10 protein-coding genes are annotated in these 15,188 nt (G+C 44.9%); 8 read left to right on the top strand and 2 right to left on the bottom strand.

Annotation, left to right across the window (positions count from 1 at the left end; all coding sequences use genetic code 11):
• The first annotated feature begins 11 nt into the window (after nucleotides 1–11).
• The 6 genes from AAA970_RS11990 (at nucleotide 12) to AAA970_RS11965 (ending at nucleotide 7,422) form a co-directional block, all read left to right on the top strand.
• Nucleotides 12–3,629 carry an ABC transporter permease/M1 family aminopeptidase gene (locus AAA970_RS11990; protein ID WP_338237306.1) on the top strand — a complete coding sequence of 1,206 codons (3,618 nt, stop codon included), beginning with the start codon at nucleotides 12–14 and terminating at the stop codon, nucleotides 3,627–3,629.
• A gap of 163 nt (nucleotides 3,630–3,792) precedes the next feature.
• The gene (locus AAA970_RS11985) at nucleotides 3,793–4,194 is read left to right on the top strand and encodes a hypothetical protein (RefSeq protein WP_338237305.1); all 402 of its coding nucleotides are present in this window, start codon (nucleotides 3,793–3,795) and stop codon (nucleotides 4,192–4,194) included.
• A 273-nt stretch (nucleotides 4,195–4,467) separates the two neighbouring features.
• Nucleotides 4,468–5,382: an AraC family transcriptional regulator gene (locus tag AAA970_RS11980; RefSeq protein ID WP_338237304.1), complete on the top strand. Its 915-nt coding sequence runs from the start codon at nucleotides 4,468–4,470 to the stop codon at nucleotides 5,380–5,382.
• Nucleotides 5,383–5,505: 123 nt separating this feature from the next.
• Complete coding sequence (locus tag AAA970_RS11975) at nucleotides 5,506–5,970, top strand: nuclear transport factor 2 family protein (RefSeq protein ID WP_338237303.1); 465 nt, start codon at nucleotides 5,506–5,508, stop codon at nucleotides 5,968–5,970.
• Nucleotides 5,971–6,073: 103 nt separating this feature from the next.
• Nucleotides 6,074–6,334: a nuclear transport factor 2 family protein gene (locus tag AAA970_RS11970; protein ID WP_338237302.1), complete on the top strand. Its 261-nt coding sequence runs from the start codon at nucleotides 6,074–6,076 to the stop codon at nucleotides 6,332–6,334.
• A complete protein-coding gene (locus tag AAA970_RS11965) occupies nucleotides 6,307–7,422 on the top strand; it encodes an alpha/beta hydrolase (protein ID WP_338237301.1) in 1,116 nt (371 codons plus the stop codon). The genes AAA970_RS11970 and AAA970_RS11965 overlap by 28 nt, the downstream gene beginning before the upstream one ends.
• Nucleotides 7,423–7,713: 291 nt before the next feature.
• On the opposite strand, the gene AAA970_RS11960 is transcribed toward AAA970_RS11965, so the two are convergent.
• Nucleotides 7,714–9,186 (bottom strand): T9SS type A sorting domain-containing protein, encoded by a 1,473-nt coding sequence (locus tag AAA970_RS11960; RefSeq protein ID WP_338237300.1) that lies wholly within the window; start codon nucleotides 9,184–9,186, stop codon nucleotides 7,714–7,716.
• A gap of 442 nt (nucleotides 9,187–9,628) precedes the next feature.
• Between AAA970_RS11960 and AAA970_RS11955 the strand changes: the two genes are divergently transcribed.
• The gene (locus AAA970_RS11955) at nucleotides 9,629–9,913 is read left to right on the top strand and encodes a hypothetical protein (protein WP_338237299.1); all 285 of its coding nucleotides are present in this window, start codon (nucleotides 9,629–9,631) and stop codon (nucleotides 9,911–9,913) included.
• A 19-nt stretch (nucleotides 9,914–9,932) separates the two neighbouring features.
• The gene (locus AAA970_RS11950) at nucleotides 9,933–10,208 is read left to right on the top strand and encodes a DUF3781 domain-containing protein (RefSeq protein ID WP_338237298.1); all 276 of its coding nucleotides are present in this window, start codon (nucleotides 9,933–9,935) and stop codon (nucleotides 10,206–10,208) included.
• A gap of 552 nt (nucleotides 10,209–10,760) precedes the next feature.
• On the opposite strand, the gene AAA970_RS11945 is transcribed toward AAA970_RS11950, so the two are convergent.
• Nucleotides 10,761–14,732, bottom strand: coding sequence for a starch-binding protein (locus AAA970_RS11945; protein WP_338237297.1), 3,972 nt, complete (start codon nucleotides 14,730–14,732; stop codon nucleotides 10,761–10,763).
• Nucleotides 14,733–15,188: the final 456 nt, after the last annotated feature.

Here is a 15,188-nt window from a genome sequence, read left to right as displayed (position 1 = left end):
TCGAATAGATCATGTTTTATACTTTTTTTAAACAAGAGTTTCGGTCGGCAGTAAAGCGACCGATGATATATATCTTCTTCTTTCTTTTTGCTTTATTGAGTGCTACTGCTGTGATGAGTGATAAGGTGATGATTGGAGGAGGTATTGGGAATGTATTCCGTAATAGTCCTTCTACAGTGGTGATTTTTACCCTTGTACTCAGTGTTTTTGCATTGGTAGTAGCGGCGGCTTTTTTCAATAATGCCGCCTTAAGGGATTATAATAATGGCTTTCATGAAATTTTATTTTCCAAGCCCATCCATCGCGGTGCCTACTATTGGGGGCGATTTTTTGCCGCTTGGGGCTTGTCGGTCATTCCCATATTGGGGATTTACCTTGGGGTGATCATCGGAACGTTTATGGGGCCGGCAGTTGGTTGGACAGATGTAGACCGCTTGGGTCCGGTGCCATGGGCTGCCTTTACTTCTGGCTTTTTGATTTTTGCAGTTCCGAATATGCTGATGGCCGGCGCCGTGGTGTATGCGCTCGCACATCGGTTCAAAAATACCATGTATTCCTTTATTGGAATTATTGTGATTTTAGTGGCTTATCTGGTCGCTGGTACCTTAATGTCTGATTTGGAGAATCAAAATCTGGCGTCTTTATTCGATATTTTAGGGGTGAGATCCTATTTCCATGCTACCCGATATTTTACCCCAGCGGATAAGAACGCCATTGGGGTGCCACTGGAAAAGTGGTTAGTATTGAATCGCTTTTTGTGGGCAGGCGTTAGTGTTTTGGTGCTTTTGGTGAGCTACTATTTCTTCAGTTTTAAAATGGTAGCAAGCGGAAAGAAGTCCATCAAGAAGCCGAAGGAGGAAATCGCTCCAACAGCAACAGGTATGGTCATGCCGACTGTTCATCAGGATTTTTCTAAAGGATATTCCATTTCGCAATTTATCAGTACTTTTAAAATGGATTTTAAAAGTTTGATGAAGAGTACCTTATTTAAGGTGATGCTTTTGTTCAGCCTTTCCCTTTTTGTTGCCGATCTTTTACAGGGCTTTGAATACTATGGATTGCAGAGTTTTCCCGTGACCTATAAAATGGTAGATTTGGTTCATAATTCTATGGGATTAATGTTAATTGTATTTTCCATTTTTTACTCCGGGGAATTAATTTGGAAGGACCGTGACGCGAAGCTCAATGAAGTAATGGGAGCGAGCCCCAAATTGAATTTTGTCAATCTACTGGCCAAGGTTTCCGCTGTTTTAGGGATGTATGTTTTGCTGGCAACGACTTTAGTGTTGATGGGCATGGCTTACCAGTTGATTTCCGGCTATTACCTGATCAAGCCCTCCGTTTATTTTGGTAGCTTGATTTTCAATATGCTGGCTTCAAATGTGATCTGGCTAGTAGTTGCGATTTTTATTCAAGTAATGATGAGTAATAAGTATTTTGCTTATTTCATTACGGTGATGCTTTATTTTTGTACCGATATCCTACGGGCTATTTTGAAGGTGGAAAGTAAGATGTTGAGTATTGGCGAAGTGCCTTATGTCAAGTATTCTGACTTGAGTGGTTTTGGCCCTTCATTGGAGGCCAATATTTGGTTTTCGGCATTTTGGTTATTGCTTTCCGGTATCATCCTTTGGAAAGCGTCTTTATTTTTTCAGGATAAAGTAGGGCAGACATTTAAGCAGAGGATAATTTTTGCCAGTAAACAATTATCGGCTAGGGTAATGATGGGTGGCGCTTCTTTGTTCGTGATTTGGGTTTTTGTTGGTGGATGGATCTATTATAATACACAAATTTTAAACCCCTATAAAACCGGTGAGGAGTTGGAGGAATTGGCAGTGAATTATGAAAAAGAATATAGCAAATACCGCGGTTTTCCTCAGCCCAAGATTTCAGATGTTGTTTATCATGTAGATTTATTTCCAGAAGAAAGAGCAATGAAAGCCAAGGTAGACTGGACCATTTATAATGCACATGAAACACCTTTGGATAGTCTGATATTTTCTTTCGATAAATCCTATCACCCTACATTCAACATTCCTAATTCAGCATTAGCTTATATGGATGAGAATGGTTTCTGTATTTATACATTGAAGGAACCGATGGCGCCAGGAGATAGCATGACAATTCAAATTAATACATCTTATGCGGCCAAGGGATTTGAGAATAATGTGTCGAATGGCGGGATATTGAAAAATGGTACCTTTATTATGAACTTCCAGTTCATGCCTACCATTGGATATGATGCGCAACTGGAATTGCAGGATCGCCATAGTCGCAAAGAGAAAGGACTTCCGAAGCGACTTCGAGCAGCGGTTTTGGATCAAAATGATATCGAAACGCGGAATAAGAATTACCTCACCTACGGACAGTCCGATTGGATTCCGATGGAAACCTTCATTTCTACTTCGGCGGATCAGATTCCGATAGCTGCCGGAAGTTTGATTGCTAAGGAAGAAAGGGATGGCCGAAATCATTACCATTATAAGGTAGATCATCCTTCTCAGCGCTTTAATGCTTTCATCTCAGCAGACTATGCGGTACGAAGTAAAAAATGGAACGGTATTGATATTGAAATTTACTACAATGAAGAGCATCCTGAGAATGTGGATCGCATGATTGATGCTGTTCAGAATTCTTTAGATTATTACAGTACTCATTTTGGGCCTTATACCCATAAACAAGCTCGAATTATAGAATTTCCTCGCTTTGGAGATTATGCTCAGGCCTACCCCGGAACGATGCCCTATTCGGAGTCCATGGGATTCATCATCGATTTGAAAGAGGAAGGTGAGAATAATTTTGTAAATAAAGTGGTCGCGCATGAAATGGCGCATCAATGGTGGGCACATCAGCTCGTTTCTGCCCCTATGCAGGGAGTAACCATGCTTACCGAAAGCTTTGCGGAATACTCTGCATTGATGGTGATGAAGCAAGCTTCCACAGATATGGAAATGAAGGAATTCCTCAAATACAATATGGATCGTTACCTTGGTGGAAGATCCATGGAAAGAGAAAAGGAATTGCCATTGTATAAGGTGGAGAACCAGGGGTATTTGCATTACCGTAAAGGCTCAGTGGTATTGTATGCCCTTCAGGATTATTTGGGTGAAGATAAAGTGAATGGAGCTTTGAGAGACTTCCTGGAAGAGTACCGTTATGCTGCTCCACCATATCCGACTTCATTGGACTTTTTGAGACATTTAGAAAATTATACGCCGGACTCTTTGCGGTATTTAGTAACGGATCTGTTAAAAGAAATTACCCTTTATGATTTTCGGATGGAAACTGCAGAGGCCCGGCCTTTTGGAAACGATCAATACCAACTGGATTTAACATTCACCGCCAAAAAGATCAAGGCGGATTCTTTGGGTAATGAGCAGGAAGTTCCAATGCAGGATTGGATTGATGTAGGCGTTTTTTCCGATGAGGCGCAAAAGGAGTTGGCGTTCAGGAAGCGGGTAAAAGTGAAGGAAGGAAAGAACGAAGTTCGTTTGATATTGGATGAGCAGCCTTTAAAGGCAGCGGTTGATCCTCGACAGATCATGATTGAAAAAGTGGTGGATGATAATGTCAAAAGGGTCAATCAGCTCCAAGAGAAGGCTGACCTCATCGTGGAAAACGATATTTAAGCATACGGATAGAATGCATTTAAAAAAGAGTGGTGATGTGTTTTAGCCACTCTTTTTTTGTTTATGGTCCTTATTATTAGGGAATTATTGGGATAGTAAATTTTATTTTTTTGGTGAATATGATAACTTATAAAATATCATTTGCACTAATCATTGAATGCTTATGACGCCTAACATCAAAAAGCAATTCCTGATCTATTTCTGGAAAAGGTGCTTTTTCCTACCCATTTTATTGACAGGACTGTTCTATTTATTTTCCCAACGCTTTCTGGACGCCACTTATTCAATGGAAGCTTATATAATCTCCACCTTGGTAAGCCTCTCTGGACTGAAGTTGTCCTATGTGGTCGGAATAAAGCCCACAGATAATTCCTTGAATCTTATCCTATTGAACGCTTTTGGGAAATATAAAGTGTTGGAAATTCAAAGAGAGGAGGTCATCAGATATGAGATGTTATCAGATAATGGGATGGATTTGGGACGTTTAAGAGTGGTCTATAAACAGAAAAGCCAAAAGGATTTTGCCGTTTTCGGATTAGCGCGATTCGAGTCTGTTGAAAATTAAGCGAGTAATTGGAGGAAGGGTAGTTTTCATTGATGTCGATGAGGATTGAATTGTATTCCAACCGTTAATTAGTGATTTTTCAATATCATAAGTGGTAGAAAGTGATTTGTCAGAGGTACTTTCAATCAAAGTTTACATCGCTTCTACTAATGCTTTTTTGTATTGTTTTGAATGTGGTTTTTTATGGCTAAACTACCTTCCCAAATAGCGCCATCTTTCTTAATTTAGTTTTAAGAATAGAATCGTTATAACATTCAAGAAAAAGACCCGGATTTGCAACACTTCAAAACCATAACCGAATATTGTGAGGCGATAGGCCTGTCTGCTCCGCTTCACCCGCATTTTGACATTCGCAGTTTTGAAGATAATATGGGAAAGGTTATTCCCCAAATGAAGCCTTTTCGACATGAATTCTACTCCATCGCCTTAAAGGCGGATGGTGGGGGAAAAGCCATTACCGGTTATCATGATCAGTTCCCGGAGGGCGTTACCATTTTTTTCAACTCCCCCTTCCAGATTCTTTCCTGGGATATCGTACCGGACTGGTCGGGTTATTATGTGATGATTTCGCAGGACTTTATCGCAGGCTCGCATCATTTTGAAAAGCTGCTGGATGAATTTCCTTTTCTGAAAATTGATGAATCCATCCCTTTTGAAATTCAGGAAGAAGACCTGAATAATCTGTTGCCCATTTACGAGAAAATTCAGAAGGAATACGAAAGTAGTGGGGAGGATAAGTTTAATTTTATTGAGATTTATATCCTGCTGTTGCTCAATCAGGTGAAGCGTTTGTTCAATGAGAAATTTGATGCGGAAAGCGCTCATGAAAAAATCAGATCTGCGGATATTAAACTTTTAGCCCGTTTTCAAAAATTAATCAAAACCAGCTTTTACCCCGATGCTGTCCTTGAAGCTGGCGCCAATTTGCATTCCCCATCCTATTATGCCGAGATTTTAAATGTGCACCCCAACCATTTAAATGCGGTCGTGAAATCGATCAGTGGGCAAACTGCTATTCATCATATTCACTTCCATGTATTGAAATTGGCCAAAGCGGAACTCCTGCAAACCACGGCCAGTGTAAAGGAAATCGCCTATAATCTTCATTTTGATGCTCCTAACAACTTCAGTGCATTTTTCAAAAAACATACAGGAAGAACACCTCTGAGCTACAGAAAAAATCGATAACCTTTGAAATTCATACTTTTTGCTTTGATTTCCTAAGCTCCTTTCCTTGCTGATTCCTGACCTTTGGAATGTTAACCAAATCAGACACTTATGAGGATAATCGGGATTCTATTTTTGAGTTTGATGTCATTCACACTAAAGGCACAGGAAATGGAAACAGTCAACAATACGGTGGTGCAACTTTTCATTGCCACGGATCAAAGGGATTGGGAGGCACTAGACCAGCTTTTCGCCCCAGAAGTGGAATTGGACTATTTGAGTATGAGTGGAAGCCCTGCTGCTAAACTTAGTCCGCAGGAAATTGCTGATAGCTGGAAGGCCGTTCTTCCAGGATTTGAATTTACACACCATCAGTTGGGTAATATCTTAACCACAGTGGAGGGGGGCTATGCACATGTTTTTTGTTATGGCACCGCCACACACTTTCTGACTGATGAAGCCGGCAATGTATGGACGGTGGTCGGGACCTATGATTTTGATCTTCATAAGCAGGTGGGTGCCTGGAAAATCACCAAAATGAAGTTCAATTTTAAATATCAGGATGGCAATACCGGGCTACCGGTCAAAGCCATGGAAAAAGCGAAGTAGGCATGAAAATATTAACCTCCGCCGGGCTGCTGTTATTAGCAGTGGTGTTGGCATCAGTGACTTCCTTCAATCGTAAATTCTCAGGGAAAAAAGCAAAAATAAAATGGAAATAGCAGCGCGAAATAAACAATTGGTAATAGAATTTTTTAAAGCCTTGGAAGCTGAAGATGCCGGGGCAGTAGCCGAACTATTTGCGGAAAACGGGGTCCATCATAACCCCTATGCTTCAGGCTTATTCTCTGAGGGTGCGGTAGGGGAAGAGGCCATTAAAGCCTATTGGGAGCCTGTTTTTCCCAATTTTGATGGGATGGAATTCCCCATCGAGTACAATTCGCCATGGAAGATCCGGCAATGGTGCTGGTGAAATTTGAGGGTAGAATTAAATTGAAGGGTGATGCCGGATGGTATAAAAATGACTATTACGCCACTTTCAAATTCAATGAAGCCGGCTTGATCGAAGAATATGTAGAAATCTTTAACCCCATAGTGGCCGCTCAGGGCTTTGGACTTATTGATCAAATTAAATCTCAAAACGAAACCAAAATGGAAAAGGTAAAATTCAATAGCGAAGGACTCAATTTAGTGGGGAATCTGTATTACCCTGCAGATTATCAGGAAGGAAAAGCATATCCTACCATTGTTGTATCCGGAAGCTGGACAACGGTAAAGGAACAAATGGCAGCTTTATATGCAGAGAAATTCGCGGAAAAAGGCTTTATCACTTTGGCTTTTGACTTCAGAAATTATGGAGAAAGCGAAGGCCAACCACGCTTTTGGGAGAATCCGACGATGAAGGTGCAGGATATCAAAAATGCGGTATCCTTTCTGGAAACGCTCCCGCAAGTAGATAATGATCGGATCGGTGCTTTTGCCGTTTGTGCGGGTTCTATGTATACTTTGATGGCGGCCGCAGAGGATACTCGAATTAAAGCAGTGGTGACTGCCGCTTCCTGGTTGCACGATGCGGAGGCCGTGAAATTATTCTACGGAGGTGAAGAAGGCGTGAATGAGAAAGTCACCGCGGCAAGAAAGGCCAAAGAAGTTTTTGCCAAAGAAGGATTTGTGGAATATATCGAAACCATTTCCACTACCAATCCTGCAGCTGCCATGTACGGTTCTTTCGATTATTATTTAAATCCCGAACGTGGAGCGTTGAAAGAATGGAGTAATGACAAATTCGCAGTGATGAGCTGGGAGGATTGGTTGACCTTGGATCCGATGCCTTATGCACCAAAATTGGAAGCGCCAACGTTGATGGTTCATTCCGATGGTTGTGTTTTGCCTCAATACACTAAAAATTTCTTCAACGACATCAAAGCGACCGATAAAGAATTGGTTTGGATAGATACCGATCTGGAATCGCCCATGCAACAGTTTAACTTCTATGATCAGCCGGAAGAAGTGAGCCTGGCAGTGGAAAAGGGTGCAGATTGGTTCAGCGCTAAGCTGTAATGAACCTGATGCGGTGTTCAGCATCACCAAGAATATTATCCCGTGGGCGATGTGGTTGCGGGATTTTTTTTGGAGCCCCCCTCGCTTCCGCTCGGTCAGGCTTTCGGCGGTCGCTTTTATGGGCGGGCAATGAGGTAGTTTTCCAAAATGCCTGCCCGCCCATAAAGAGCTCCAACAACCGGCTACGCCTCCGCCTCTATCCCTGGGCCAAGGTCATCAAATCCATTTAGTAATTCTCAACGGCTCCGCTTTATCTGTTATAGACCGTGCTTCCCGGCATGATGCGCAATCTTATTGAACTAAAAATCGCTGTTTGACGGTTTTTCCCTCTTTTTGTAGGATTAATAAATAAGCTCCAGGTGTGATAGAAGAGATGTCTAATTTTATAGCGTTTCCTTCTCCTTGCAAGATGTTGAAAGGTTGCCGTACACCGGTTAAGCTGATGATTTGTAAGTCGGTATTCGGGTTAATATCCTCCGCATCAAATAAACATAGCTGTTTACCGATCACTGGATTCGGAGCAATATAGCTTGAACGTTGGGCCTCCTTAGAAATCAATACCCGAAGGTTTTCTTCTCGCAGGTTTTTCGTCTTTACCATCGCATAGGTTTGTGGGGCCAGCTTCACCTTAATCTGTTTGCCATTATTGCCATAACTTACATTATCCACCCCGCCTCCGAAAGCGATGACCTCCTCTCCATTCATATCGACTAACATGCTTTGTTTAAGATTGATGAACATCGTCTGACTGGTTTCACTTAAATTGCAAAGGTGTAAGAGCAAGTCATTTCCCTCCTTAAAAGCGGCGATAGGGAAATCCCCATGATTGGTTTCTACTTCACAGGCGGCTCCCAGATCTTTGGAATGATCAATAAGGGTTTTAAGCGCATCATAGCGATCCGTATTTTTTCCACCATTATACCATAAAATTCTTGGTGCTGTTTGGTATACAATAATCTTACTCATGCCTTCTGCAATAGCAGGTAGAATTTGCCCGATGCCATTGGCGGTACTGATGCTGAACCGGGTAGATTCCGTAAACCATCGGCCTCCAGCCTCATAAAAATCGGCCCACCACTGATAAGAGTTCAATAATCCATCGGCCTTATCATCATCATAATTGTGTGCCCCACCCACGGAAATGGCCGATTTTACCTCCAGCATTTTTGCCGCAGATTTTTCCAAAGACCACAATTCCGCGCCCACCATTGGAATCCCAATATCCAGTTGCTGATAGTCCTTCAAACCAGCGGCGTCCTCATTCCAGGGGCCCAGGTAATCTGCCCCGCCCAGCTTATCATGCACCACAATATTTAAGTAAGATTTATATTTAGGAAGCTTTACGCCATAGTATCCGTTTTCATCATTAGTACAACTAAGGGTACCACCTGCATCCGTACATTTCATCCAGTTTGGAAACTTATGGCCATTGTGCGCATCATCCAATTCCCCATTTGATTTGAACACCCCATTGGTATTGGCGATGCTCGCAAAAATATCCAATTGATGGCCTCGGGCATTGTCGGCATAATCCTTTATGGTGGCGTATCGATTATCGCCCGATCCCCAGGGTGCAATGATTGGAATGCGTACCAGATCCATTCCCAGTGCTTCAAATTTTCCATTCATCTGATCCACATCCTGAATCTTAAACAATGTTAGTTTTACATCAGCGCCATAGGTTACCCCATTACCTTTTGCATTCTTGGGCCATACTTTAGCCGTTTGCGCATGAATCAGACCCGAGCAAAGGCTTAGCGTCATTAGTAAGATAAGTTTTTTCGTTTTAGTTACTTTGGGTTAAAAAATAGATCAGAATTTAAGCTTTGATTTATAGGGGGGTGAGGTGGTAATTCGTAAATATGGGGGTAAATAATATCTGAATGGAGTACGAGAAATTAGGTGGTATTTGTATTAAAATGCGGGGAGGAATGTTTATTCGATATAATGGTGCTTATCAATCGGGTAATTTTTTTAGCATATCATTTACCTCAGAGGAGTTATCTTTTGGCCAAGCTAAGTCTTGCCTCTACCGATTCACCGGAATTTTAAACCACCTCTGATTCCGGTAAAATGATTCCTTTATCCATCTCGTCCTCGTTTAAATTTTCCTAAATTGGAATTCATTGAAGCATCAAATAAGAACGCATGATATTTAGTGCAACCAAAAAAGTCCTGTGTATTAGCTCCTGATTAGTCCCCTTCTATGAAAAATATATTAGCGAAGTTTTTGTCAGGCTTGATCGCCTCCTTTATGTTGTTCTTTTCGATTTCTTTCATGACGGTTATTCCTCAATTGCATAGCTTTCTTTTTCGACCTGACAGAATTCAATTCAAAATCGGATTCCCCTTGGTTTACTATCAGGAGATGCTGGTGGATTGTCCTGATTTCAACTATCATTGGTCCCTTGCAAATCTCTTATTGGATTTTGGGATAGGGATGCTATTGGTGATGTCAGGTTGTGCTATATTTCAAAAGTATGTAAAGTAAAATTAGCGGTATAGTAATAATGACTGTAATTACATTTGCGAATCATTTGATTATCAAGGGTATATGTTACACGCCCTTAGTCTACGGTCGTATCAATAAAAAACTTGGAACCACCGATTCAAATTCAGAGATCGAGGAAAAGCTCTATGCCATCCTAAAAGACAGCCCGGAAGAAAATTTTCATAGGAAAGGGAAGAATTTTTATGTGTCCAATGCCCAGTATAATATCCGGATTACTATTAATGCTTATACTTATCGCGTGATTACGGTGGATCGCCTGGATGACCTCCGGTAGAGACAAGGCACGCCTGGTCGGCCTCCTTTTCGCTGGATTACGAAAAGGGAGGCGGCAGCGCCAGCGCTGCCGGCGAAGCATAAGCCCGGTGCACCTTATGAATGATCCTGGCGCGATTTGTACCAGTTCACCGCTCCCCGGCGAAGGGATGAAGGCAGCGGCGAAGCCGGTTGTTGGAGCTCCTTTGCGGCGGGCAGGCATTGGTGGATTTCAGGAAAACTGCCCGCCGGAAAGAGCGACTGCCGCCAGCCCGCCGAGCGCATGCGAGGGCCCCAAAAAAAACGCCACCCCTCACGAGGTGACGCCAATCAAAATTTAACCCGAATTATTCACCGATAAATTTATTAACTAAGTGCAAGTATCTTAATTTCAGTTTATTATTATTTAATTTCTTTGATTTATAATAGCCCAAATTTGGGCAAGCTTGCTTTCTCCTCATTCATCTGCTTCGTTGGAAAAAACTTGAAATAGAGCACTATGCCTTCATTTTTTCCGCCTTGCAGCTAAACGAGGATTTAAGCATAAATAATCCGGGTTAACACTAATAAAGTTTTACAGTCCGATGATTCTCTTCAGGATCACCTCATTGCCCATCTGTATTTTCACCAGCTGCAATCCTTTTGGAAGTTGTAGCTGATCCAGCTTGAGGAGGTTAGTGCCGGCTTTGAGTTGCATTTGCCGGGCAGGAAGTAATCTTGCGCCGTTCAGGCTAAGGATTTCCACGCTAAGCGTTTGCACCTGCTTACTTTTCACCTGCAGATAGAAATATTGTCGTATCTGCGTGGGGAAAAGGTCAACAGCGGCGGCCGGTTCTACCGCCAGTATGCGGTTATTCGCCTCCGGATTGCTGTCATACCATTGCCCGTTAAAATACCAGCCTTCTGTACTGCGATTTAAGTCAGCGGTCTGGTTGCCATTGCCATCATGGAAAAGCAATTGGGTGGAAGTAATATCAGCAATGGTATAACTGAACCACTGGTTGCCTTCGGCATTCATAGGGACACCGGGCCAGTTGGAGGCAGAGCCGTCAGAAGCATTCCAGTAATGCAGCATCGGGCTGGTCCATTCCGTTTTCAGGTGTATGGTCAGGCCGTTGGCTGTGGTGTCATCGGGTTCGGTATCATACCACTGGCCGTTTTGGTACCAGCCGTTACGGTCCCTGCTCAAGTCCTCGCTTTGGTTTCCATTGTTATCATGGAACAGCAGTTGGGTGGAGCTCACACTCTCCGGGAAGGTGAAAGCATACCAGCCGTTGCTTTGGGACATGTTTTCACCCGGCCAGTTACTATTCGCCAGGCTCCCTTCCGGACTGGCATTCCAATGGTGGATCATAGGGTAATCCTTTACATAAACCGTGAATCCGCCCTCCGGCGTAGTCACTGTAAAGTCCGCGCTGTAAATGGCAGAAGCATTTCCGGCATTGTCCACGGCCATGGCTTTGACGGTGGTATTCTGTTCAATGCTCAGGCTGATGCTGTTTTGCGCACTGGAAGATCCCGTATCCGGCTCGCTGCCATTGAGGGTGTAGTAAATGGTGGGGTTCGGGTCCATATTGTCGGTGGCCGTGATGGTTACAGTTCCGGATCCACTGAATTGTCCGCCATCGGGTGAGATGCTGACTGTCGGGGCAAAGGTATCATCAATGGGCACGGGCTCCGGTACCCAGCCGTTATCATACCATACATTTCCGCAGATATTCATTTCATCTCCGGTGATTTTACTGTCACCGCAAAGCAGAATCAAATTCGTACAGCTTCCATCCAGATAAAATTCATACCAGCCTTCGTATTTGGCGGAAGGGTTCATGCTTTCGCCGGGCCAGCTGCTGGTCATACTGCCTCCTTGCAGACTCCAGAAATAAATACCGGGATTACTGCAATCTGCTTTGAAGTATACCGTCATGCCATCGCCATTTTGCGGGAAGGTGTAGCTATAACTTTCGATATCAGAATTGCCGGCGCTGTTGATGGCAATGGCTTTCAGCGTAACGGTGTTGCCCGGGCTTCCGCTCAACTGCACTGTTCCGGTGTAGGCCATACTTTGACTGGTCGGCGTGTTGCCATCGGTGGTGTAATAGATTTGTCCTCCGTTGGTGGCGGAAAGGGTTACCGTGGCTCCGCTGCCGGAAAGGCTAAGTACCGGAGGATCCACGGGTCCCGGGCTGCAATCCGGACAGCTATCGTACCATTGCCCCTCTTTATACCAGCCGGTTTTATCACGGAACAGGTCGGCGGTTTTATTGGCGGAATTATCACTGAAAAGTAAATTTACGGACTCCGTATCTTCGAAAACATACTGGTACCAGTCATCCTGCAGGGCAGTCATCAGCGGACCGGGCCAGTTGCTGGCAGGTAAAGTTCCGGCCGGGCTTTCTTCCCAGTAATGGACATTCACCTGATTCCAGTCGGAAGGTTTTTTGAAATAAACTTCCAGCCCCTGAATTTCCCCGATGCGGTAGCTGAAGGTCATCACCTCAGACTGCTGTCCTTCCCCGTCAATGGCGATGGCCTTGATGTCCGTGTCAGCATTCACCGGAATCGCACTGCTGAAGGAGTTGCTGCCGGTAGTAGGAAGACTGCCATCGGTTGTATAATAAATGCGGTAAGGGCCACCGGCACCCAGGCTGGCAGATAGGCTGACGGATACCGGATCAGCATAGCGACCTGGGGAAGGGCTGGCACTTACAAAAGGTTTGCCCGGTCCGCCTTCTCCCGCCTCAAAGAATCCAGGACCATTGGCCCCGATCATTCCCGGACCATTGCGCACAAACACTGCGGCAGAACCGGAAGCAACGGTACAGCTCAGGCTTCCACCGGAAACCATATACTCTTTGCCGGTTACCGCATCCCGGTACAGGCCGTCTGTCAGTCCGCTGAAATGGAAGGAGGCCGAACCGTCTTTGGCCAGACCTACCGCCACTTCGCTGTCGCCATGTACCCGCACAAAGCCAACGCCATTGCCGCTTTGGCTGCCATCCCAGCGCCAGCTTCCTTTTTGCAATGCCGGTACCGCCTTTCTCATGGCATTCAGCTTTTTAATATGCTGGTAGATTTTATGGCCGGGTGCCTGATCCATGACGTCGCCATAGTATGCCCGGCCGGTTTCATTGATGGACTTCTTGATGCCTTCCGAGTCATGGATGTCAGCAAAGGTACCGGATTTAAAGCGCATCTCGGTGCCGTAATACACGATCGGAATGCCCCGCCAGGTGAACATGAAATTCAGGCAGGCTGCCAGATTTTCATCAGTGCCCCCATAGCGTTTGTTCCAGTCATTATTCGGTCCGAAATCGTGATTGTCCAGCCAAAGTAAGTTGGTGGAAGCATCGGCATAAAGGTGATCATAGCGGTCGGCAGCCTGCACACCGGAGAAGCTTCCACCATATTCAAAAGGATCGTGGAAAGAGGCCTGGGCATAAAAGTCGATCACCGCCATGCCGGAAGGTGCGGAATTATTCACCGCTCCCCGCCAGGTATACCAATGCGGGTTGATCTCTTCCACATTATGCAATTCATGCCGCTTCTGCGCCACCTCTCCAAAGACAAATAAATCCGGATTAATCGCTTTAAAGGCATCTAGGAAGTACAATACATCCTCCCGGTCCATATGCTTGATGGTGTCCCAGCGGAAACCGTCCACCCCCATCTCAATGAAAGTTTTGTAAGCATTTACCAAATATTCCCTGACTACCGGGCTACTGGTGTTAAAGTCCGGGCAGTCTCCCGCTAGGGCACGGTTGTATAAGTTCTCCGTATCATCCCAGCCCTGCGCAAAGCCATTGCCACTGTGGTGGTACCAGTCCGGATCCGTGGTGTTTACATAGGATTCGGTCGAGGGCCAGTTGAATTGAGACAAGTCATTATTATAAGGGGCCGGCATAGTTGGGATATTGGCGCGGCTCCAGATTTTCCCGTCCGCAGGGTTGGGCGTCATCCCGTCGTATTCCCAATTCGGGTTGGGCTGCAGCACATTGCCATTGCTGTCCTGTCCCCAGGGCTGTGTCGGGTCCGTATTGTATTTAATCTCTGACAGGCCCTTTACTCCGAACCGTCCGGAATGGTTGGTCACCACATCCAGCACAATTTTCATGTCTCGGGCATGTACTGCATTGATCAGGTCCTGAAAGGTAGCGCCTGGAGATTCCAGTCTCGGATCCACCTTCGTGAAATCATAGGCATGATAACCATGATAATCCAGCGGACTCCAGTTCTGCACGATCGGCGTAATCCAGATGGCCGTAAAGCCCAGGTCCTGAATGTAATCCAGCTTCTGAATCAGCCCTTTGAAATCTCCCCGCCAGGTGACATCCTGCGGATCTGTAATCCCCGGATTTACCTCCGGATCTTCATTGTAGGAGCTCCACTCATTCGGTCGGTTATTGGACGGGTCCCCGTCAAAAAAGCGGGTGGTGAGCAGGAAGTAAATCGTCTCTTCCCGGAAGTCGGTCTGTGCCATGGAGAGCGGAGCGCTCAGCATCCAGCTGCCTAGCAGCAACAGGCAAAAACGTAAACATTGCATCTTCATAATTTTTTTGGGTAGGTAAGCACCGGAGGGCTCCGGTAGAAAAAATTTATTAATCCTAACCTATAGCAGGCCTTCGGGAACTGCGCACCGAATTCAAAAAATCAGCCTTCAGGCGCAATCTGGCACGTCCCAATTCATAAAAAGGGACGCGACACTTCCGTATAATGGATCATTTGCAGGGGCCCCCTCGCATCCGCTCGGCCAGGCTTTCGGCGGTCGCTTTTATGGGCGGGCCATGTGGATTGAATTTTCCAAATGCCTGGCTCGCCCATAAAGAGCTCCAACAACCGGCTTCGCCTCCGCCTCTATCCTTGGGCCTGGCCCGCCCACACATCTGAAGGCTTCCGATATTTTCCCTCCCGCAATAAGATCCAAATTCCACACGATACCACCCCTCCTCTCAAAATGTGTACAGACAAGGCATGCCTTGTCTCCACATCATAACTAATCCGGCTA

It is taken from the genome of Persicobacter diffluens (genome assembly GCF_036244895.1).
In the GTDB taxonomy this organism is placed as follows: Bacteria; Bacteroidota; Bacteroidia; order Cytophagales; family Cyclobacteriaceae; genus Persicobacter; species Persicobacter diffluens.
The sequence above is the reverse complement of the archived record's forward strand: the minus strand, read 5'-3'. Positions and strand labels throughout refer to the sequence as shown.

Bases quoted from the DNA above. Each gene is read 5' to 3' on its own strand.
- AAA970_RS11955 (WP_338237299.1), top strand. From the start codon at position 9,629: ATGAAAAATATATTAGCGAAGTTTTTGTCAGGCTTGATCGCCTCCTTT.
- AAA970_RS11975 (WP_338237303.1), top strand. From the start codon at position 5,506: ATGTCATTCACACTAAAGGCACAGGAAATGGAAACAGTCAACAATACG.
- AAA970_RS11945 (WP_338237297.1), bottom strand. From the start codon at position 14,732: ATGAAGATGCAATGTTTACGTTTTTGCCTGTTGCTGCTAGGCAGCTGG.
- AAA970_RS11965 (WP_338237301.1), top strand. From the start codon at position 6,307: ATGGAAGATCCGGCAATGGTGCTGGTGAAATTTGAGGGTAGAATTAAA.
- AAA970_RS11985 (WP_338237305.1), top strand. From the start codon at position 3,793: ATGACGCCTAACATCAAAAAGCAATTCCTGATCTATTTCTGGAAAAGG.
- AAA970_RS11950 (WP_338237298.1), top strand. From the start codon at position 9,933: ATGACTGTAATTACATTTGCGAATCATTTGATTATCAAGGGTATATGT.
- AAA970_RS11970 (WP_338237302.1), top strand. From the start codon at position 6,074: ATGGAAATAGCAGCGCGAAATAAACAATTGGTAATAGAATTTTTTAAA.
- AAA970_RS11960 (WP_338237300.1), bottom strand. From the start codon at position 9,186: ATGACGCTAAGCCTTTGCTCGGGTCTGATTCATGCGCAAACGGCTAAA.
- AAA970_RS11990 (WP_338237306.1), top strand. From the start codon at position 12: ATGTTTTATACTTTTTTTAAACAAGAGTTTCGGTCGGCAGTAAAGCGA.